This is a genomic window from Actimicrobium sp. CCC2.4, assembly GCF_034347385.1.
In the GTDB taxonomy this organism is placed as follows: Bacteria; Pseudomonadota; Gammaproteobacteria; order Burkholderiales; family Burkholderiaceae_D; genus Actimicrobium.
In genome coordinates this window covers 3,821,754-3,840,083 of record NZ_CP133777.1, presented here as the reverse complement: position 1 = coordinate 3,840,083, position 18,330 = coordinate 3,821,754, and the positions used below count along the sequence as shown (strand labels likewise).

The following is an 18,330-nucleotide window of genomic DNA, read 5'->3' as shown; positions in this document are numbered from 1 at the left end:
TGCTATGGACACCGGCGATATCGACCTAGCGCAGATACAGGCCGGGACGCGGATGCGCCTGCATCCAGTCGACCAGATCCAGCAGGCGCGGCCAGTCGTCGTGCAGCGCCAGCGCTTGCAGTGGCCGGCTTGCCAGCCACGGCAGCAGCGCCGGCTGGCGCAGGCGCGTCCGGTCAAGCAAGCCAGCGAAGCGGCGTGCGTCGCGGCGCTTGTCGAGCAGTGCCAGCGCGTCGTCGAGACTGTCGATCCAGACCGCATCGGGCACGCGATTGCTACCGAAGACGCGGTGCCGGAATTCGCGCTGCTCGATCCGGCAGTGCGGCAGCGCATTGATCGTGGCGATCCACGCGCGGGCGGCATCGAAGTGTTCGCTCAGTTCGGTCGAGGACGGCGACTTCAGCACCAGCCGGCGGGGAAATAGCGACTCGCCGCTGACCATGCCGGCCAGCAGGTCACCGCGCTCCCACAGCTTGTGCAATTGCGCTATCAGTGCGGACGGGCTGGTCCAGTTCATCCGGCCAGCCGGGTTTTTTCGGCGCGGTATTCCTCGATCGACAGCTTGCGTACTTTCGAGGCGCGACCCTCTTCGTTATGGACAAAGCCGACACTGGAGACAAACGGTTCGATGATGTGGATTTTTTGCAGCGGCGTGACGATTAGCAATTGCAAATTGAGCTGGGCGAACAGGCGCAAGCCGTATTGCGCCGATTCATCCGAGCCGCGCCCGAAGGCTTCATCGATGACCACGAAGCGGAATGAGCGCGAGCGGACTTCATCGAACTTCAAGCCGAACTGATAGGCCAGGCTGGCCGCCAGCACGGTATAGGCCAGCTTCTCTTTTTGTCCGCCGGACTTGCCGCCCGAATCCGAGTAATGCTCGTGTTCGGTGTCGTCCTCGCGCCAGCGTTCGCTGCCTGCAAAGACGAACCAGTTGCGCTCGTCGTCATGCACCTGCAGCAGTTCCCCGGCGAACGGCATGTCGTCTTCGGACAGCGCCAGTGCCTTGCACAGCGCCGCGCGCATCAGCACTTGCTCGGCCGGGATATTGCTGCGCCGCGCTTTCAGGCTGGTGATTTCAGCGGCCAGCGCATCGTGTTCGAGTTTGCCCTGACGCAGGCTGACGCCATGTTCGGTCAGGCGATTTTCCATGCTGGCGTCTTGCGTACGGGCCGCCTCGACCAGTTCCGTCAGGCGGTGCTGTTGTGCGATGAAAGCGGTTTCGTCGTCGCACGGGGTTTCGCCGACCGCCCGCGCGAGTTCGGCATAGCGACGCGCCTTACGCTCGCGTACATCGCGCTCGCTGCTCTTGCGTGTGATCTCGGTGGCCAGTCGCTCGAGCCGGTCGCCACCGTTGTCGGCGATGCTGCGACGCAGGTCGCTTTCTTCGCTGCGACGCTCGGCCTGCAACTGGCTCAGGCGACGTACTTGATGATCCTGCCGGGTCCATTCATCGACCAGACTGGCGAGACGCTTGTCGAGCAGCCCGCTCTTGAGGCTGGCGAAGTAACTGCGCAATGCCTCGCGGCAGGCGCGCAGGTCGTCGGAGGTCGCGATCAGTTCGCCATGGCGCGCGCAATCGGCGACCAGTGGCACCAGCAAGGCGACTTGGCGCTTGGCTTTCAGGACCGCTTCATGGGCGCGATGCAAGTCGTCGAAATGGCCTATCAGGGCCGCGATGCGCGGCGCCACATCGAACGGTTCGAGCATGTGGTTGCGCACGAAATCAGTCAGGTTGCCGACGGACTTCATCGATACGGTTTGATGGAACAGTTCCAGCGCCTGATCGTTTTCAATGCCGAAGCGCCGCCGGAACCACGCGGCATACGGCGGAAAGGTATCGAAAATATCCGCGCCGGCCGCACGCAATTTCTTGCGCAGCGCACCGATGTCGGCACCGAATCGGGCGAAGTCGGTGGCGATCGTCAGGGCTTTTTCGGCACCGACAAAAAAGCGCGCCGGCTGGCCTTGCGCGTCCTTCATCCAGAACACTTGTGCCAGCATGATGGTCTGGTCGTAGCCGGCGTTATGGAACACGCCGAGTATCACCGAGTAGTTATTGTGGTCGCGCAGCGCGACCGGTTTGGCACTGCCGCTGCCATCGTTGCGCTCGGACTTGTAATGACCCAGCACGTACGAACGCAGCGTGCGCTCCTTGTTGTCCGCACCGGCGGCCTTGTTGTAGGCGATCTTGTTCGCCGGCACCAGCAGCGTCGTCACCGCATCGACCAGCGTCGATTTGCCGGAGCCGATATCGCCGGTCAGCAGCGCGTTCTTGCCGGCCGGATCGAGCGACCAGACCCGGCCATCGAAGGTGCCCCAGTTGAACACTTCGAGGCGCTGCAGGCGGAAGCCGGACAGGGTGTCGTCGGCGATGAAGTCCATGCCGAGCGTCTGTTGGGCGTCTGGCTTATTCATGCGCCGTGACGCCGTTGAGCGTGCTCTGGTAGGCCGCCAGCCGGGTATCGAATTCGGCCAGCCACTGCGCATCGACGAAGGCTTTTAAAATACGGCGTACTTCAAAGGCGGGCGGACCGGCCTTGAGCTTGCGCAGAAAACCGAGCTCGACGATCTTGTTGATGTGGGTGTCGACCTGATCGATCAGACGCACTTCGTTGCTGCTCTCCGGCAGGAACAGGCGAATCAGATCGACGATGGCCTCGCGCTCCAGGATCAGCCGGGTATCGCCGCCGCTGGCATCGAACTCGGCCATTTTTTGCGCAGCAATGCCAGCAGCAGGCTGACCGGAAATGATAGCGGCCGGCGTGCCACCAGCCGCGGCAACTTCGGTGCGTCGTCGTCTTCGGCGATGGTGCGCGAGCGCAGGAAGGCATAGCCTTCGGCCTCGTCGAGTACCAGTTCAAGGCCCAGCACCAGCACGTAATCGCGCACGCGCGCCTGCAAATTCAGCAAGCCGTTCCAGAGGCCGGCATCGCCATCCTGATACAGCACACCTTTGAGCAGGACGATCACCAGCGCGGACAAGTCGGCGCTGTCGGGACCGTGTTGCGCCTCCCGTTGGGTTTCGTCAGTCATCATTACCTCAAAAAAATTATGCGCGGTAGGATCGCCTGCTTGTGTACCGGCTGGCCGTCGTCGCCGGTGCGGGTCCAGACGATAGGCTCGCTGGCATCTTCGTCGACGAGGCTGGTGAAGGTGTCGCTGGCCAGTTGCAGATAAGCCACCAGTTCGGCCAGGCCGTGCTGCAGCGGATGCAGTGCACAGACTTCGCGCAGCGTCACTTGCGCCCGGTCCTGCAGCGCACGACGGACTTGCCGCACCAGCTGCGGTTTGTCGATTACGACTTGCGCATACAAGGTCTGCATGGTCGCCGCCGACGTGTCATCGGCACCGGACTCCAGCGCACTATCGGTAATGACCGGTTTGATCGATGGCGAAAACAGCGGCCGTTCCATCGGTAACTCCAGGTCGGCAGCGATGTCGTCGATCTGCATGATGACACCGGCCGGTGGCGTGTCGCGCAGCGCCAGTGCACGCACTTCGATGCCACGCAGGATATCCATGATGCGGCGGTTTTCCAGCCAGGCCTGATCATCCAGAAAGCGGCGCAGTTGCTGCGACAGTTGTGCCACCGTACGCTGCGTGTGTTCGCCGGCCTCGAGCCAGTCATAGTGTACGCGCCGGATACGCGCATCCGGCTTCAGCTCGGCCACGGGTGCCAGCGCCAGTACGCGGTCGAGCAGCGTCGATAGTTCTTCCTGCCGGCTGCCCGACATCAGGAAATCCCAGAAGGCGCGAAAGCTCTTGCCCTGGTCCGAATCGGCAATCGCATCGCGTTCGTCCATGATCTGTTCCAGCAGCGTCCCTTTGGCACCATCCCACAGCGCGATGCGCTCGCGCACGCGTCGGTCGAGTCCGCGAAAGTTGTGCTCGACTTCACGAAAATCGGTCAGCAGTTCACGCGCCAGCGCCATGAATTGCTGGAAGCGATCGTTCAGCGCCGTGTCGTCGAGCAGCGCGATATCGCCGGCCAGCACGCGTGCGATATCGGCATCGATGGCGTCGCGCTGTTGGTGTAGTCCGGCCAGCCGGGTCTGCGGATCGGCGTCGCTGCCGCTGTTGATTTGCTTGAGCAGGTCGAACAGCGTCAGCAAGCGTGATTCGGTGCCCACGAAGCTGCACGCAGCCAGCCCTTGTCCGTATTGGCCCAGTCATTGAGATAGTCGAGTGCGGGTTTTGGATACGTGTCGGCACCGTAACGCTGACGCAAGCCGAACAGTTCATCGTCGAGTGCTTCGGCCAGGTCGGATTGCGCGATGACGCGCAGGTTCGGCGTGACGAAGACGCGCTCCAGAAAGCTGGCGATGAGTGGCGCGTGATCCGATCTCAGCAAGCGCCAGGCCGGATGGGATAAACGCAGTAAATCAAGGGTGGCGTAATCGAGCGGCATGCGTTTTTGTGGGCGTTGGTACCATGTTGTTATACCCGAAGCATGCGTGAAAGCCATAAAAAATGCCAACGGCGCAGCGTTGGCATTGAGGGAGTTCAAGCGACCAAGCGGGTTTAGCCAGGTGAAGCGGTCTTGATTTCTACCTTGGTGGCGACGAATACTCCGCTACTGTTCTGCGCTCCCTTGATTTCAATGTAGATCCCGTTGGCCAGTCCGGTTGCTGCGCCGCGTTCAAAGACGGCCTGAGACGCATCTATTTGCAGACCATTGAGCTTGAAGCCGGCCACCGATGTAAAGCCCTGGATCACGCCGGATTGTTCGTAGACGATGTCCTTGGCGGTGCTGTTGGTCTTGAGTTCGATCCGGGTCGCCACCAGTAGGCTGCCGCGCATGTTGCCCTTTATTTCAACATAACTGCCTACGGTGACCAGTTGCAGGTTGCCATGCTGGAACACGGCTGCACTCAGATCAACCGTGACGCCATTAACAATGGCGGTGCTGCCGTTGATACTGTTGACGGTGCCGTAGAGTTCGTTGCGACCACCGATCTGGCTCTCCCGAAAGCCCTCCTGTTCGACTTCGCTCGCCTGCAAAACACTGCCATCCCACACACCCTTGACTTCAAGAAACTGGCCGGCGACCACTGTGGTGGTGGCCCCTTTGATGATTGCGTTCGTGATGTTGACCTGGGTACCGGACACCGTCAGCAATCCGTTGAGTGGACTCGTGTCGGCTACTCCCTTGAGTTTGAGGCGTACGCCGCTGGTGACCGTACTGCCGAATACGGCGCTGTTGTCGAAGACTTTTACCGAGCTGGCGGTAAGTACATTTCCAACCGGGGCTGCCGTCGCGCGGACCTTGACGCGCTTGCCATCAGCTAGCACGCCGTTGACCGTCGCTGCGCTGAAGTTCACGGTGAGTGACCCCACCTGAAATGTTGTGGCGCCGAGTGCAGCCACGCGACCGGTCAGATTGACCGAAGTCAGCGCGGTTTTGGCTTCGATCAGTGTCGCCAGCAGACTGCCATCGGCTTGCAGCGCGCCGTAAATTTCAACTGCTTGTCCGGCAGTCAGTGCCGCGAGTCCGCTTACGCCCTGATAGCTTGTGGCCGTACTGGTCACGATGCGCTGCCCCATTACGACGAGGGTGCCTGCATTGACATCGATAGCGCTGAGCGTGCCACGTGTTCCGTGGACCAGTTCGAGGCGGCTTGCCGTACCTGTCTGGGTGGTGTCATTGGTGTCACCAGTGACGCGTACTGTCATTCCCAGCTTGAGCTGGTCCAGGTTGATCGTGTTCGCGTCATCATCGACCAGCGTCGCGCCGACCGATGAAAAGCGCATGCCATTGACGATTACCGAGCCAAAGCCGCCTATGGGGCCGACATAAACGGACGTACCGGCCGATGTTTGTGTAGTTGGAGTTGTGGGCGGTGTAACAGATGTGGAGCCACCTCCACCGCAAGCAGCCAGAAGGGCAGTGCCAGCTAAGGCCATCAGCTGCCAGTAGAGCGTCGAACGCGTTGTTTTCATGAATGTTTCCCTGGGATTGTTTTAGCCGGGGCTGAATGCGTCCGGTCTGCAAAAGATTACCAAGGGAATGTTGAGGAGATATCAAAGAAATTAAATTCTATTGATGAAGTGCAACAAAATTAGGAGTGAAACAATCTTGCCTTCCGCAGGCAGGGGAAGTGGCTCTCGAACTTGCAGCCAAGGCGGGGACGACAGGTTGAATGTGTTCTGTGACGTGCCAGGAAACAAAAAAGCCGCATTCTCATAGGGAGAAGTGCGGCTTTTTGAACATCTTGGAACATCTTAAAACGAATTCTTGGTGGAGGCGGCGGGAATCGAACCCGCGTCCAAGAGTACTCTACAGACAGTTCTACATACTTAGTGCTGCCATTTGATTTAATCCGGCCGACGCGGACGCACACGCTGCGGCAAGACGAGTCACCTTAGATTTAGCGCTGACCAAGTGACCCGGCTTTACGCGATTCCCTGTGAATGACTCTACTGCTGTTGCCAGCCCACCCCAGGGAAGAGATGGTGTAGAGCTAGACAGCAATTAAGCTGCTAGTGCGTACGAGTTATCGTTTGCAGTTATGTTTTTTCTGGTTGTATTTACGAGGTGACCAGCCCTCGGTATGCCCTGCGCTGCTTTGCAACCCCTGTCGAAACCAGGTCGCCCCCAAGCAGAGCGGATTATAACGCATCGAGTCCATCGAGGCAGCTTGAAATCTAGACGCCCGCGCCGATCAGTGCCAGGAAGTCTGCCGGCGTGGTCGCGTGCATGTCTGCATCCCATGCGATCGGATGATGCGGATTGCCATAACCCCAGCCTACGGAGACCGTTGCCATGCCGGCTGCGCGGCCGGCTTCGATATCGCGCAGGTCATCGCCGACGTACCAGCAATGTTCTGCGGCGACACCGATTCGGCGGGCGGCTTCGAGCAGCGGGGCCGGATGCGGTTTTGCGTACGGCGTGGTGTCGCCGGAGACGATGCAGGCGGTGGCTGACAACGCAAGTTGGGGTACCAGCGCGTCGGTAAAGCGTGCGGCCTTGTTGGTGACAATGCCCCAGACGATGTCTTGCTGGTGCAATTTGTCGAGCAGATCGGGAATGCCTGCAAACAAATGACTTTTGTCGGCAATGTTCGCTGCATAGATATCAAGAAAAGCGACGCGCAATGCCTCGTAGCCGTCGTCCTCCGGCCGAATCCCGAACGCCGCATAAATCAGGCCGCGAGCACCTGCAGAAGCATGGGGGCGCAGCAGTTCGTAGTCGCTTAACTGCAGACCCCGCTCTTGCTGGAGCCGGTGCATTGCACCGGCCAGGTCGGGGGCGCTGTCAACGAGCGTGCCGTCAAGATCAAACAGGATCACGCGAGGTGTCGCCAATAACATGTCGGTTTTCCTGGAAACTGGTGGGGGGATTACGCGAGCGGCCGGGTGCAGGCCACCATGTAGTTGACATCCGTATTGCCGTTCAAGCTGTAAGACTTGAGAAACGGGTTATACGTCATGCCTTTGAGCCCATCTATATTCAGGTCGGCGACACGTGCATAGCGGGATAGCTCGGCAGGAGTAATGAACTTACTGTAGTCATGCGTCCCTTTGGGTAGCAGCCGCAAGACGTACTCGGCGCCGATAATGGCGAACAGATAGGCTTTTGGATTGCGATTGAGTGTAGAGAAAAATATTTTGCCGCCTGGTTTGACCAGGGTTGCGCAGGCACGCACGATGGCTTCCGGATCGGGCACGTGTTCCAGCATTTCCATGCAGGTCACGACATCGAAGGAGGCCGGTTCACGTTCTGCCATGTTCTCTGCCGAGATCATTTCATAGCGCATATCGATGCCGGCCTCCAGGCTATGCAAGTCGGCAACTTTCAGCGCTTTTTCGGACAGATCAATGCCGGTGACTTTTGCGCCCTTGCGTGCCATCGACTCGGCCAGGATGCCGCCTCCGCAACCAATATCGAGCACGGTTTTGTTCGCAAGAGGAACCCGGGCGTTGATCCACTCCAGCCGTAGCGGATTGATTTGATGCAAAGGACGAAATTCGGAAGTGGGATCCCACCAGCGGTGGGCGAGATCACTAAATTTTTTGAGTTCTTGGGGGTCTGCGTTCATGGCGTGAATGATAGCGGGAATGTCGTGCCGCTGCACGGCGCAGACTGTAATTGCTTCCGCCATAAAAAAACCCCGCCGAAGCGGGGTTTTTGATGAAGCGTGACGAAATTACTTGGTACGGGTACCGACAACTTCGATTTCAACGCGACGGTTTTTGGCGCGGCCAGCTGCTGACTTGTTGTCTGCAACGGGTTGCTTTTCGCCCTTGCCTTCGGTGTAGACGCGATTGGCTTCGATACCTTTGGAAACCAGATAGGCCTTGACGGCTTCTGAGCGGCGAACCGACAGCTTCTGGTTGTAGGCGTCGCTACCAACGGAGTCAGTGTGACCGACAGCGATGATGACTTCGAGGTTCATGCCTTGCAGCTTCGATGCCAGGTCATCCAGCTTGGCTTTACCGTCTGGCTTCAACACTGATTTGTCGAAATCAAAGAAGGCGTCAGCAGCGAAGGTGACTTTTTCCGACACTGGTGCTGGTGGAACGACTACTGGTGCCGGAGCAGGTGCCGGAGCAGGAGCGACAACAGCGACTGGTGCTGGTTTGGCGATTTCACCATCGCAGCCTGGAACTGCATCAGCAGGGGTCCAGTAGCCGGTACGCCAGCACAGACCAAATGGATCACGAACGATGACGCCGCGAGCATCCTGGACGTAGGCGCTGTTAGGAGTCTTGGCCTGGATGTTTTCCTGCGCTTGGGCAGACAGGGCAACGACTGCGGACGCAGCGAAGACGAGCTTTACTAATGTATTCATGTTTCTCCTCTCGGTTGGGATATCCGCAGATCAAACTGCGCAACAAATGCTACGACATCAAAAAAAATGGATACTACCACGTGCTTCTAAGCCTTCGCTTAAGAGATTGTCATGCCGCATTAGAACAATTTTGCATGATTCTGGCACAACGTCGGCAGGACCGCCCCGCTACTTAAACAGGCAAAAATACGATCTTGATAATCTGTCGCTTATTCGCAACGATATGCGAAATTTGTTTTCATTCTTCACGGAATATGCCTCTTGCGCAGGTCGGTAGCGTTGGTTGCTTATCTGATGTTACTTCGTATCTCCACGCACCTCTATCGTGGCGCGCCGGTCGTCGGCGAGGCAGGCAATCAGATTTGATCGGGCGAGAGTGTCCGGGCAAGACGTGACCGGTCTGGTGCTGCCAATGCCCGATATTCTGACGGAGCTTATGTTGGCAACAATACCGAGTCGCGTTGCGACGGCCTTTGCGCGCTGCTCCGACAAGATCATATTGCTTGCCGTCGATCCGATGCGGTCGGTATGGCCAGTCACGGCAATGGACTCGATAAGCTTGCATCGCCCGACGCGCTTGCTGTAGTCGGTCTCGAGGCGGTTGCCCGCATTGGCGGATAAGTTGGCTTTGCCGAAAGCAAAAGAAATATCGACGGGCAGGGTGATGGTGAAGTCACAGCGATTGGCCGGTGTGACCAGGACCAGCGGCGCGGCATCCGGATTTTTTGCTGTCGAGGGCAGTAAGTCCGGGGCGGTCGGGCGGGCAACGGGTGAGGCCAGTTCGCCGTCGCAACCGGTTACGGCATCGGTCGGCGACCAATATCCGGTCCGCCAGCACAGTCCGCTGTCGCTGCGGGTCACAGTGCCGCGGGTATCTTTTGCATACGCATCGGGTTGCGGTGAAGGCTTAACATCAGTAAATGTTTGCGCCGAGGCATTGAAGACAACCAAACCTGATAACAGGCCGAGAGTCAGTTTATTGAACATAGTAGTTAGATGTTGGTGATGCGATGAGCCGGGCTGATGCCGGCGGTCTATGCCGGTTGTCTGACTATCAGCGAATGCAGGCATATTTAAGCATATTTTCTTGTCTCGTTGACAGAATTGGCACGCCAGTACTGCAGGCGCGGACCGCGTCTGAAAACCGCAAGACCCTCTGGTCGCATGCTAAAATCCGCGGTCCAACTGGCTCAATTGCGACGCCAGCGCTTCTTGCGCAACGCTTCATAACCTTAGTCAAAGAACAGTTCACTCGCCCATGGATCAATTCGCTAAAGAAACTATCCCGATTTCCCTTGAAGACGAGATGCGTAAAAGCTACCTCGATTACGCGATGAGCGTGATTGTCGGACGGGCACTGCCAGATGTGCGTGACGGTCTCAAGCCGGTGCATCGCCGGGTACTGTTTGCGATGCATGAAATGAACAATGTCTGGAACCGCCCGTACGTCAAGTGCGCGCGTGTGGTTGGTGAAGTCATGGGCAAGTACCATCCTCACGGCGACCAATCGATCTACGACACACTGGTGCGGATGGCGCAGGATTTTTCGTTGCGCTACACACTGGTCGATGGTCAGGGGAATTTCGGTTCAGTCGATGGCGACAACGCAGCAGCAATGCGTTACACCGAATGCCGGCTAGACAAGATCGCCAATGAAATTCTGGCCGATATCGACAAGGACACCGTCGACTTCGTGCCGAACTACGACGGCAAGGAAAAAGAACCGACGGTACTACCGACCCGGATTCCCAACCTGCTGATTAATGGCGCTTCCGGTATTGCGGTCGGCATGGCCACCAATATCCCGCCTCACAACATTACCGAAGTCATCGACGGCGCATTGCATGTATTGCGCAACGCCGACTGCACGATCGATGAATTGATCGAAATCATTCCCGCGCCAGATTTTCCGACCGCCGGCATTATTTATGGCGTCTCGGGCGTACGCGATGGCTATCGCACCGGCCGTGGGCGCATCGTCATGCGCGCCAAGACGCACTTCGAGGAATACGGCAAGGAAAGCCGTACCGCGATCATCGTCGACGAGTTGCCGTATCAAGTTAACAAGAAGTCGCTGCTCGAGCGGATCGCCGAGCTCGTGCGTGACAAAAAGCTCGATGGTATTTCCGATATCCGCGATGAGTCCGACAAGTCGGGCATGCGTGTCGTGATCGAACTCAAGCGCGCCGAAGTGCCGGAAGTCGTCCTCAACAATCTGTACAAGCAGACCCAGTTGCAAGACACCTTCGGCATGAACATGGTGGCGCTGGTCGATGGCCAGCCGAAGCTGCTGAACCTCAAGCAGATGCTGCAATGCTTCCTGTCGCATCGTCGCGAAGTCGTCACGCGCCGGACCATTTTTGAATTGCGCCGGGCGCGCGAGCGCGGGCATGTACTCGAAGGCCTGGCCGTCGCACTGGCTAACATCGATGACTTCATTGCCATCATCAAGGCAGCACCAACGCCGCCGATCGCCAAGCTTGAACTGATGGCGCGGGCGTGGGACTCGTCAGTCGTGCGCGAGATGCTGGTGCGCACCGGCGAAGAAGCGCTAGGCGGCATCAATGCCTTCCGTCCGGAAAACCTGCCCAAGCATTACGGTATCCAGCCTGACGGCTTGTACAAGCTGTCGGATGACCAGGCCCAGGAGATTTTGCAGATGCGTCTGCAACGCCTGACCGGTCTCGAACAAGACAAGATCGTCAACGAATACAAAGAAGTCATGGCGCAGATCGCCGACCTGCTCGACATCCTGGCCAAGCCGGAACGCGTCACCATCATCATCGTCGACGAGCTGACCGCCGCCAAGATGGAATACGGCATCGGCAACAAGGACGAGCGCCGCTCATTCATCGAGCACAACGCTACCGATCTCGGCACCGAAGACCTGATCACGCCGCAAGACATGGTCGTCACGCTGTCGCATACCGGCTACATGAAGTCGCAGCCGATCTCTGAATACCGCGCGCAAAAACGTGGTGGGCGCGGCAAGCAGGCGATGGCTACCAAGGATGATGACTGGATCGACCAGCTCTTCATCGCCAACACGCACGATTACATCCTGTGCTTCAGCAATCGTGGCCGCCTTTACTGGCTCAAGGTATGGGAAGTGCCGCAGGGCTCGCGCAACTCGCGCGGTAAGCCGATCGTCAACATGTTCCCGTTGCTCGATGGCGAAAAAGTCACCGTGATCCTGCCGGTGTCCGGCGACAACCGCACCTTCCCGGAGGACCGATACATCTTCATGTCGACCAGCCTCGGTACCGTCAAGAAAACCCCGCTGAGCGATTTCAGCAATCCGCGCAAGGCCGGCATCATTGCCGTCGATCTGGATGAAGGCGATTTCCTGATCGGTGCCGCACTGACCGATGGCCAGCATGACGTAATGCTGTTCTCGGATTCCGGCAAGGCAGTGCGCTTCGATGAAAACGATGTGCGTCCGATGGGTCGTACCGCCCGCGGTGTACGCGGCATGAACCTTGAAGAAGGCCAGCAAGTCATCGCGCTGCTGGTCGCCGAAAACGAGCAGCAATCCGTGTTGACCGCGACCGAAAACGGCTACGGCAAGCGCACCCCGATCACCGAATACACCCGTCACGGTCGTGGTACCAAGGGCATGATCGCGATCCAGACCAGCGAGCGTAACGGTCGCGTGGTGGCTGCCACGCTGGCCGAGCCTTCCGATGAAATCATGCTGATCACGACCGGTGGCGTGCTCATTCGTACCCGGGTTGCCGAGATCCGCGAAATGGGTCGTGCCACGCAAGGCGTGACGCTGATCGCGGTCGAAGATGGCACCAAGCTGAGTGGCATGCAGCGCATCGTTGAACCGGATGTCGAAGAGGGTGACGAGGTTGTTGATGCCGACGCCGACGCGCCCGCCGACGACACACCGGCTGCTGACGACAAAGCGTAAACGATGAGCCACGTATTCAACTTTTCCGCCGGCCCTGCGGTACTGCCGCGCGAGGTGCTGATCGAAGCGGCTGCCGACATGCTCGACTGGCATGGCAGCGGCATGTCGGTCATGGAGATGAGCCATCGCGGTCCCGAGTTCATGTCCATCATGGCCGCAGCGCAAAAGGATTTGCGCGAATTGATGGCGGTGCCGGACAACTACCAGATCCTGTTCCTGCAAGGTGGCGGTCTGGCCGAGAACGCGATCGTGCCGATGAACCTGCTGGGCCGCAAGGCGCAGCCGGCGACAATCGACTTCATCCATACCGGTTCCTGGACCGGCAAGTCGATCAAGGAAGCCGGCAAGTACGCGCAGGTCAATGTGGCTGCGTCATCCAAAGCCGGTAGCTTCGATCATGTGCCGGCGCGGGCCGGCTGGAAGCTTTCGGCCGATCCGGCCTACGTGCACATCTGCAGCAACGAAACCATCGATGGCGTCGAGTTCGGTGCCGCGCCTGATATCGCTGCCGATACAAACGGCGCACCGCTGGTGGCCGATGTTTCGTCGCATATTTTGTCGCGCGTGATCAAGGTCGACGACTACGGCGTGCTGTTTGCCGGTGCCCAGAAAAACATCGGTCCGGCCGGCCTGACCATCGTCATCGTGCGCGATGATCTGCTCGGTCACGCACTGCCGATTTGTCCGTCGGCCTTCGACTGGAAAATCGTTGCCGAGAACGGTTCGATGTACAACACCCCGCCGACCTACGGCATCTACATTGCCGGGCTGGTGTTCCAGTGGCTCAAGCGCCAGGGTGGCGTGGCCGCGATGGAGCAACGCAATATCGCCAAGGCGACGCTGCTGTATGACTATCTTGATAGCAGCAAGCTGTACTTTAATCGCGTCGCAAAAGCGGACCGCTCACGCATGAACGTGCCGTTTTTCCTGCGCGACGAAACACTGAACGAAGCATTCCTGGCAGGGGCGAAACAACGCCATCTGTTGCAGCTCAAGGGCCACAAGTCCGTCGGCGGCATGCGGGCATCCATCTACAACGCGATGCCGATCGAAGGCGTGCAAGCGCTGATTTCCTGGATGCAGGAATTCGAGAGCGCGCATCGGTAAATCCCTTGCGCCAGCGCGGCATCGTGCCGCGCGTGACCAACCACAGGCCGACGAATGACCATCGATAGCAAACTCAAACCGCTGCGCGAACAGATCGATTCGATCGACGCGCAAATCCTTGCCTTGCTCAATGAGCGCGCCAGCGTGGCCCAGCAAGTCGGCCACGTCAAAGCCGAAACCAATGCGCCGGTATTCCGTCCGGAACGCGAAGCGCAAGTCTTGCGCAGCGTCGCCGAGCGCAATCCCGGTCCGCTGGTAGCGACCGATGTCCAAACCATTTTTCGCGAGATCATGTCGGCGTGCCGCGCACTCGAAAAGCGCGTCACGGTGGCCTATCTCGGGCCGGCCGGCACCTTCAGCGAACAAGCTGTGTACCAGCAATTCGGCCACGCGGTTGAAGGCATGCCGTGCGCCTCGATCGATGAAGTGTTCCGCGCCACCGAAGCCGGCACGGCCGATTTTGGCGTCGTGCCGATCGAAAATTCATCCGAAGGCGTGATCAACCGCACGCTCGATTTGCTGCTGCAGACCACGTTGGCCATCAGCGGCGAAATCTCGATCCCGGTGCACCACAGCCTGATGACGCGCTCCGGCACGCTCGATGGCATCACGCAGATTTGCGCGCACTCGCAAGCCCTGGCGCAATGCCAGGTCTGGCTGAACATGCATGTCGGCAGTATCGCGCGCCAGGCGGTTGCCTCGAATGGTGAAGCGGCGCGGATGGCCGGCGAGGATCCGCATTGCGCTGCGGTCGCCAGCGAGATTGCCGGTGCCAACTACGGCCTGCAAGTCGTCAATGCACATATCCAGGATGATCCGCACAATCGGACCCGCTTTGCCATCATCGGCCGCTTGCACACAACGCCGAGCGGCAAGGATCAGACTTCACTGGTATTGTCGGTAGCGAACAAACCCGGTGCGGTCTATAACCTGCTCGCGCCACTGGCCGAAAACGGTGTCTCGATGACACGGTTCGAATCCCGTCCGGCGCGCATGGGGACCTGGGAGTATTACTTTTACGTCGACGTCGAAGGCCACGCGCACGACGCCAAAGTCGCGCAGGCGCTCGATGAACTGAAAACCAATGCGGCGTTTTTCAAGCTGCTGGGCTCGTATCCGGCCAGCCTGTAAGCGCGCTCTTGAAACTACTACGGAATCCATCATGTCATTTCAATTCGGCCCCGAGTACATCCGTGCCATCGCTCCCTATCAAGGCGGCAAACCGATCTCCGAAGTGGCCCGCGAATTCGGCCTCGATGAAGCGAACATCGTCAAGCTGGCGTCCAATGAAAACCCGCTCGGCATGCCGGAGTCGGCGCGCCAGGCCATGCTGGATGCGATGTCGGACCTCGGTCGTTATCCCGACGCCAATGGCTTCGCACTGAAGGCGGTCATCGGCACCAAATACGCTGTCGCGCAAGAGTGGATCACGCTCGGCAATGGCAGTAACGATATCCTCGAACTGGCTGCGCACGCGCTCGTCGAGCCGGGCCACGAAGTGATTTATGCGCAGTATTCGTTTGCGGTGTACGCGCTGGCGACGCAGGCGGTGGGCGGCAAAGCCGTCGTCGTCGCGGCACAGGATTTCGGTCATGACTTGACGGCGATGGCAGCGGCAATCACGGCCGACACACGACTGGTTTTTATTGCCAATCCGAATAACCCGACCGGCACCTTTTTGCCCGCAGAGGCGATCGCTGCTTTCCTCGCGCAAGTGCCACCGCAAGTCGTGGTCGTGCTCGATGAAGCCTACAACGAATACCTCGCGCCCGAACTGCAATACGACTCGATCGCATGGGTGCGCCAGTATCCGAACCTGCTGGTTTCGCGCACGCTGTCGAAGGCGTTCGGACTGGCCGGTTTGCGGATCGGCTTCGGTATTGCGCAGCCGGCAGTGACTGATTTGCTCAACCGGATCCGCCAGCCATTCAACGTCAATTCGATGGCGCAAGCCGCCGCGATTGCCGCATTGAACGACGAGGCGTTCCTGGCCAAAAGCGCGCAGCTCAACAGTGCCGGTTATGTGCAACTGACGGCCGCATTTGATGCGCTCGGCCTGCAGTACGTGCCGTCATCGGGCAACTTCGTGCTGGTGCACGTTGGCGAAGATGATGGTGCCGGTGCACGCATCAACCTGGCCTTGCTCAAGCGCGGCGTGATCGTGCGGCCGGTCGGCAATTACGGCTTGCCGCAATGGCTGCGTGTCTCGATCGGCTTGCCGGCCGAGAACGCGACTTTCATCACTGCCCTGAACGCGATCCTCGCTTGACCATCATGCTGAAAAAAGTCGCCATCTTTGGTGTCGGCCTGATTGGCGGATCCTTCGCGCTGGCGCTGACCCGTGCAGGCCGGGTCGACCAGATCGCCGGTTTTGGCCGGTCTGCGGAAGTGCTGGTGCGGGCGCAGGCGCTGGGCATCATCGACACCATTTCGGCTTCGGCCGAAGAGGCCGTGCGCGATGCCGACCTGGTGCTCATTGCCGCGCCCGTCGCGCAAATCGGTGCCATCCTGCGCGCGATTGCACCGCACCTGCAACCGGGCACGGTCGTGACGGATGCCGGCAGCACCAAGGCCGATGTGGTCGCGGCGGCGCGGGCGGCGCTGGGCGACAAGATCGGCCAGTTCATCCCCGGCCATCCGATTGCCGGGCGCGAGCAGAACGGTCCTGAAGCGGCGATTGCCGATTTGTACTTCGGCAAGAAAGTCGTGCTGACGACCTTGCCGGAAAATAGCGCCGAGGACATCGACCGGGTTGCCTCAGCCTGGCAAGCCTGCGGCGCACAAATCCACCGCCTCAGCGCGGAAGATCACGACCGCGTCTTCGCCGCCGTCAGCCATTTGCCGCATCTGCTGTCGTATGCGCTGGTCGACGCGATCGCGCGCAAGCCGCATGCCGGATTGCTGTTCCAGTATGCCGCCAGCGGCTTCCGGGATTTCACGCGTATCGCCGGTTCGTCGCCGGAAATGTGGCGTGATATTTCGCTGGCCAACCAGCCTGCGCTGCTGGGAGAGCTCGATGCCTACCTCGATCAGTTACATGGCTTGCGCCGGATGCTGGCAGAGCGCGATGGTGCCGGACTCGAAGCGGTCTACGCCACTGCGCAGCAAGCGCGACACAACTGGATCAGCGCGATTGAAGTCGCGGAGCTGCACGTAAAACAAGGTGGTGATTGATGCAAGCGAAGTCTGACTACCCTTCCCATATCGACTTGCAACCGGCGCGTCGCGCGCAGGGCACGGTCAGGTTGCCGGGGTCAAAAAGTATTTCCAACCGGGTGCTGCTGCTGGCGGCGCTTTCACGAGGCACGACCGATATTCGCGATGTGCTGGCGTCCGACGATACGCAAGTCATGCTCAACGCCTTGCAATCGCTGGGCATAGCCTGGCAGCGCAACGGCACCACGCAGGATTACACCGTCACCGGCGGCGCGGGTGCTTTCCCGAACCGGCAGGCCGACCTGTTCATGGGCAATGCCGGTACGGCAATCCGGCCACTGACAGCAGCGCTGGCGATCATAGGCGGCGACTACACCTTGCATGGCGTGGCACGCATGCACGAGCGGCCGATTGGTGACCTGGTCGATGCGCTCAATGCCATTGGCGCGCAGATCGCTTACACCGGCGTGCCCGGTTTTCCGCCATTGCACATTCGCGCCGGCCGTGTCGCTGCGCGCACGCTGGAGGTGCGAGGCAATGTGTCGAGCCAATTCCTGACAGCGTTGCTGATGGTCGCGCCACTGATCGCGCATGAGCAAGCAGTCACCATCAATGTCATCGGCGAGCTCATTTCCAAGCCCTACATCGAGATCACCATCAACCTGATGCGCCGCTTCGGCATCGAGGTCACGCGCGATGGCTGGCAATCGTTCGCGATCGCCGCGGGCCAGCATTACGTCAGTCCGGGTCGCCTCCATGTTGAAGGCGATGCGTCATCGGCGTCGTATTTCCTGGCTGCCGGCGCGATCACCGGCGGGCCGGTGCGGGTCGAGGGCGTGGGCAGCAATAGCATCCAGGGCGACGTGCGTTTCGTCGAGTCGCTGCAGCAAATGGGCGCGACCATCACGATGGGCGAGAGCTGGATCGAGGCCAGCGCCAGTGGTGTGCTGAAAGCCATCGATGCCGATTTCAATCACATCCCCGACGCCGCGATGACGATCGCAATGGCTGCGCTGTACGCTGATGGCACCAGCACGCTGCGCAATATCGGTAGCTGGCGCGTCAAGGAAACCGACCGCATTCATGCAATGGCCACCGAATTGCGCAAGCTGGGTGCGACCATCGAAGAGGGCGCCGACTACCTGCGCATCACACCACCGCGCGAGATCGCCGCTGCCGAGATCGATACCTACGACGACCACCGGATGGCCATGTGCTTTTCGCTGGCATCGCTGGATGGCGCAGCGCGGCGCGGTGCAGTTATCCGTATCAACGATCCTGACTGCGTGGCAAAAACTTTCCCCGATTATTTCGACGTCTTCGCGACTGTCGCCACGCACTCTCTTTGAAGCTCCCGAC

At 59.5% G+C, this 18,330-nt stretch carries 13 protein-coding genes, 1 other RNA gene and 2 pseudogenes; 6 read left to right on the top strand and 10 right to left on the bottom strand.

Annotated elements, in window-relative coordinates; all coding sequences use genetic code 11:
* Window positions 1-25: 25 nt before the first annotated feature.
* The 10 genes and pseudogenes from RHM62_RS17660 to RHM62_RS17615 form a co-directional block, all read right to left on the bottom strand.
* Window positions 26-514, bottom strand: a complete 489-nt coding sequence (locus RHM62_RS17660) for a DUF3322 domain-containing protein (protein ID WP_322123343.1) — start codon at window positions 512-514, stop codon at window positions 26-28.
* On the bottom strand, window positions 511-2,415 hold the full coding sequence (locus RHM62_RS17655; RefSeq protein ID WP_322123342.1) for an ATP-binding protein: 1,905 nt from the start codon (window positions 2,413-2,415) through the stop codon (window positions 511-513). Before RHM62_RS17655 ends, RHM62_RS17660 begins: the two co-directional genes overlap by 4 nt.
* A pseudogene (locus RHM62_RS17650) lies at window positions 2,408-3,036 on the bottom strand (DUF4194 domain-containing protein). The gene RHM62_RS17655 and the pseudogene RHM62_RS17650 overlap by 8 nt, the downstream one beginning before the upstream one ends.
* Window positions 3,036-4,408, bottom strand: a pseudogene (locus RHM62_RS17645) (DUF3375 domain-containing protein). The pseudogenes RHM62_RS17650 and RHM62_RS17645 overlap by 1 nt, the downstream one beginning before the upstream one ends.
* Window positions 4,409-4,521: 113 nt before the next feature.
* Complete coding sequence (locus RHM62_RS17640) at window positions 4,522-5,940, bottom strand: DUF5666 domain-containing protein (protein ID WP_322123341.1); 1,419 nt, start codon at window positions 5,938-5,940, stop codon at window positions 4,522-4,524.
* 296 nt (window positions 5,941-6,236) lie between these two features.
* Window positions 6,237-6,597: a transfer-messenger RNA gene (ssrA, locus tag RHM62_RS17635) on the bottom strand.
* Between the two features lie 48 nt (window positions 6,598-6,645).
* Window positions 6,646-7,311 carry an HAD-IA family hydrolase gene (locus RHM62_RS17630; RefSeq protein ID WP_322123340.1) on the bottom strand — a complete coding sequence of 222 codons (666 nt, stop codon included), beginning with the start codon at window positions 7,309-7,311 and terminating at the stop codon, window positions 6,646-6,648.
* A gap of 29 nt (window positions 7,312-7,340) precedes the next feature.
* Window positions 7,341-8,039, bottom strand: a complete 699-nt coding sequence (gene ubiG / locus RHM62_RS17625; RefSeq protein ID WP_322125439.1) for a bifunctional 2-polyprenyl-6-hydroxyphenol methylase/3-demethylubiquinol 3-O-methyltransferase UbiG — start codon at window positions 8,037-8,039, stop codon at window positions 7,341-7,343.
* Window positions 8,040-8,147: 108 nt separating this feature from the next.
* A complete protein-coding gene (gene ompA / locus RHM62_RS17620) occupies window positions 8,148-8,792 on the bottom strand; it encodes an outer membrane protein OmpA (protein ID WP_322123339.1) in 645 nt (214 codons plus the stop codon).
* A 297-nt stretch (window positions 8,793-9,089) separates the two neighbouring features.
* Window positions 9,090-9,779, bottom strand: a complete 690-nt coding sequence (locus RHM62_RS17615; RefSeq protein WP_322123338.1) for an OmpA family protein — start codon at window positions 9,777-9,779, stop codon at window positions 9,090-9,092.
* 271 nt (window positions 9,780-10,050) lie between these two features.
* Between RHM62_RS17615 and gyrA the strand changes: the two genes are divergently transcribed.
* Genes gyrA through aroA form a run of 6 tightly spaced genes read left to right on the top strand, consistent with a single transcriptional unit; the run spans window position 10,051 to window position 18,320 of the window.
* Window positions 10,051-12,708 (top strand): DNA gyrase subunit A, encoded by a 2,658-nt coding sequence (gene gyrA, locus RHM62_RS17610; protein WP_322123337.1) that lies wholly within the window; start codon window positions 10,051-10,053, stop codon window positions 12,706-12,708.
* Between the two features lie 3 nt (window positions 12,709-12,711).
* Complete coding sequence (gene serC, locus RHM62_RS17605; protein WP_009664353.1) at window positions 12,712-13,815, top strand: 3-phosphoserine/phosphohydroxythreonine transaminase; 1,104 nt, start codon at window positions 12,712-12,714, stop codon at window positions 13,813-13,815.
* 54 nt (window positions 13,816-13,869) lie between these two features.
* Entirely contained in the window at window positions 13,870-14,946 is a 1,077-nt protein-coding gene (pheA, locus tag RHM62_RS17600) for a prephenate dehydratase (RefSeq protein WP_322123336.1), read from the top strand.
* 31 nt (window positions 14,947-14,977) lie between these two features.
* Window positions 14,978-16,084 (top strand): histidinol-phosphate transaminase, encoded by a 1,107-nt coding sequence (hisC, locus tag RHM62_RS17595; RefSeq protein ID WP_322123335.1) that lies wholly within the window; start codon window positions 14,978-14,980, stop codon window positions 16,082-16,084.
* Between the two features lie 5 nt (window positions 16,085-16,089).
* Window positions 16,090-16,989, top strand: a complete 900-nt coding sequence (locus RHM62_RS17590; protein ID WP_322125438.1) for a prephenate dehydrogenase — start codon at window positions 16,090-16,092, stop codon at window positions 16,987-16,989.
* A complete protein-coding gene (aroA, locus tag RHM62_RS17585; protein ID WP_322123334.1) occupies window positions 16,989-18,320 on the top strand; it encodes a 3-phosphoshikimate 1-carboxyvinyltransferase in 1,332 nt (443 codons plus the stop codon). Before RHM62_RS17590 ends, aroA begins: the two co-directional genes overlap by 1 nt.
* Window positions 18,321-18,330: the final 10 nt, after the last annotated feature.

What these genes read in the sequence shown, in the direction of transcription:
- RHM62_RS17615 (WP_322123338.1), bottom strand. Translation starts at nt 9,779, where the DNA reads ATGTTCAATAAACTGACTCTCGGCCTGTTATCAGGTTTGGTTGTCTTC.
- ubiG (WP_322125439.1), bottom strand. Translation starts at nt 8,039, where the DNA reads ATGAACGCAGACCCCCAAGAACTCAAAAAATTTAGTGATCTCGCCCAC.
- RHM62_RS17655 (WP_322123342.1), bottom strand. Translation starts at nt 2,415, where the DNA reads ATGAATAAGCCAGACGCCCAACAGACGCTCGGCATGGACTTCATCGCC.
- aroA (WP_322123334.1), top strand. Translation starts at nt 16,989, where the DNA reads ATGCAAGCGAAGTCTGACTACCCTTCCCATATCGACTTGCAACCGGCG.
- serC (WP_009664353.1), top strand. Translation starts at nt 12,712, where the DNA reads ATGAGCCACGTATTCAACTTTTCCGCCGGCCCTGCGGTACTGCCGCGC.
- hisC (WP_322123335.1), top strand. Translation starts at nt 14,978, where the DNA reads ATGTCATTTCAATTCGGCCCCGAGTACATCCGTGCCATCGCTCCCTAT.
- RHM62_RS17630 (WP_322123340.1), bottom strand. Translation starts at nt 7,311, where the DNA reads ATGTTATTGGCGACACCTCGCGTGATCCTGTTTGATCTTGACGGCACG.
- RHM62_RS17660 (WP_322123343.1), bottom strand. Translation starts at nt 514, where the DNA reads ATGAACTGGACCAGCCCGTCCGCACTGATAGCGCAATTGCACAAGCTG.
- pheA (WP_322123336.1), top strand. Translation starts at nt 13,870, where the DNA reads ATGACCATCGATAGCAAACTCAAACCGCTGCGCGAACAGATCGATTCG.
- ompA (WP_322123339.1), bottom strand. Translation starts at nt 8,792, where the DNA reads ATGAATACATTAGTAAAGCTCGTCTTCGCTGCGTCCGCAGTCGTTGCC.
- RHM62_RS17590 (WP_322125438.1), top strand. Translation starts at nt 16,090, where the DNA reads ATGCTGAAAAAAGTCGCCATCTTTGGTGTCGGCCTGATTGGCGGATCC.
- RHM62_RS17640 (WP_322123341.1), bottom strand. Translation starts at nt 5,940, where the DNA reads ATGAAAACAACGCGTTCGACGCTCTACTGGCAGCTGATGGCCTTAGCT.
- gyrA (WP_322123337.1), top strand. Translation starts at nt 10,051, where the DNA reads ATGGATCAATTCGCTAAAGAAACTATCCCGATTTCCCTTGAAGACGAG.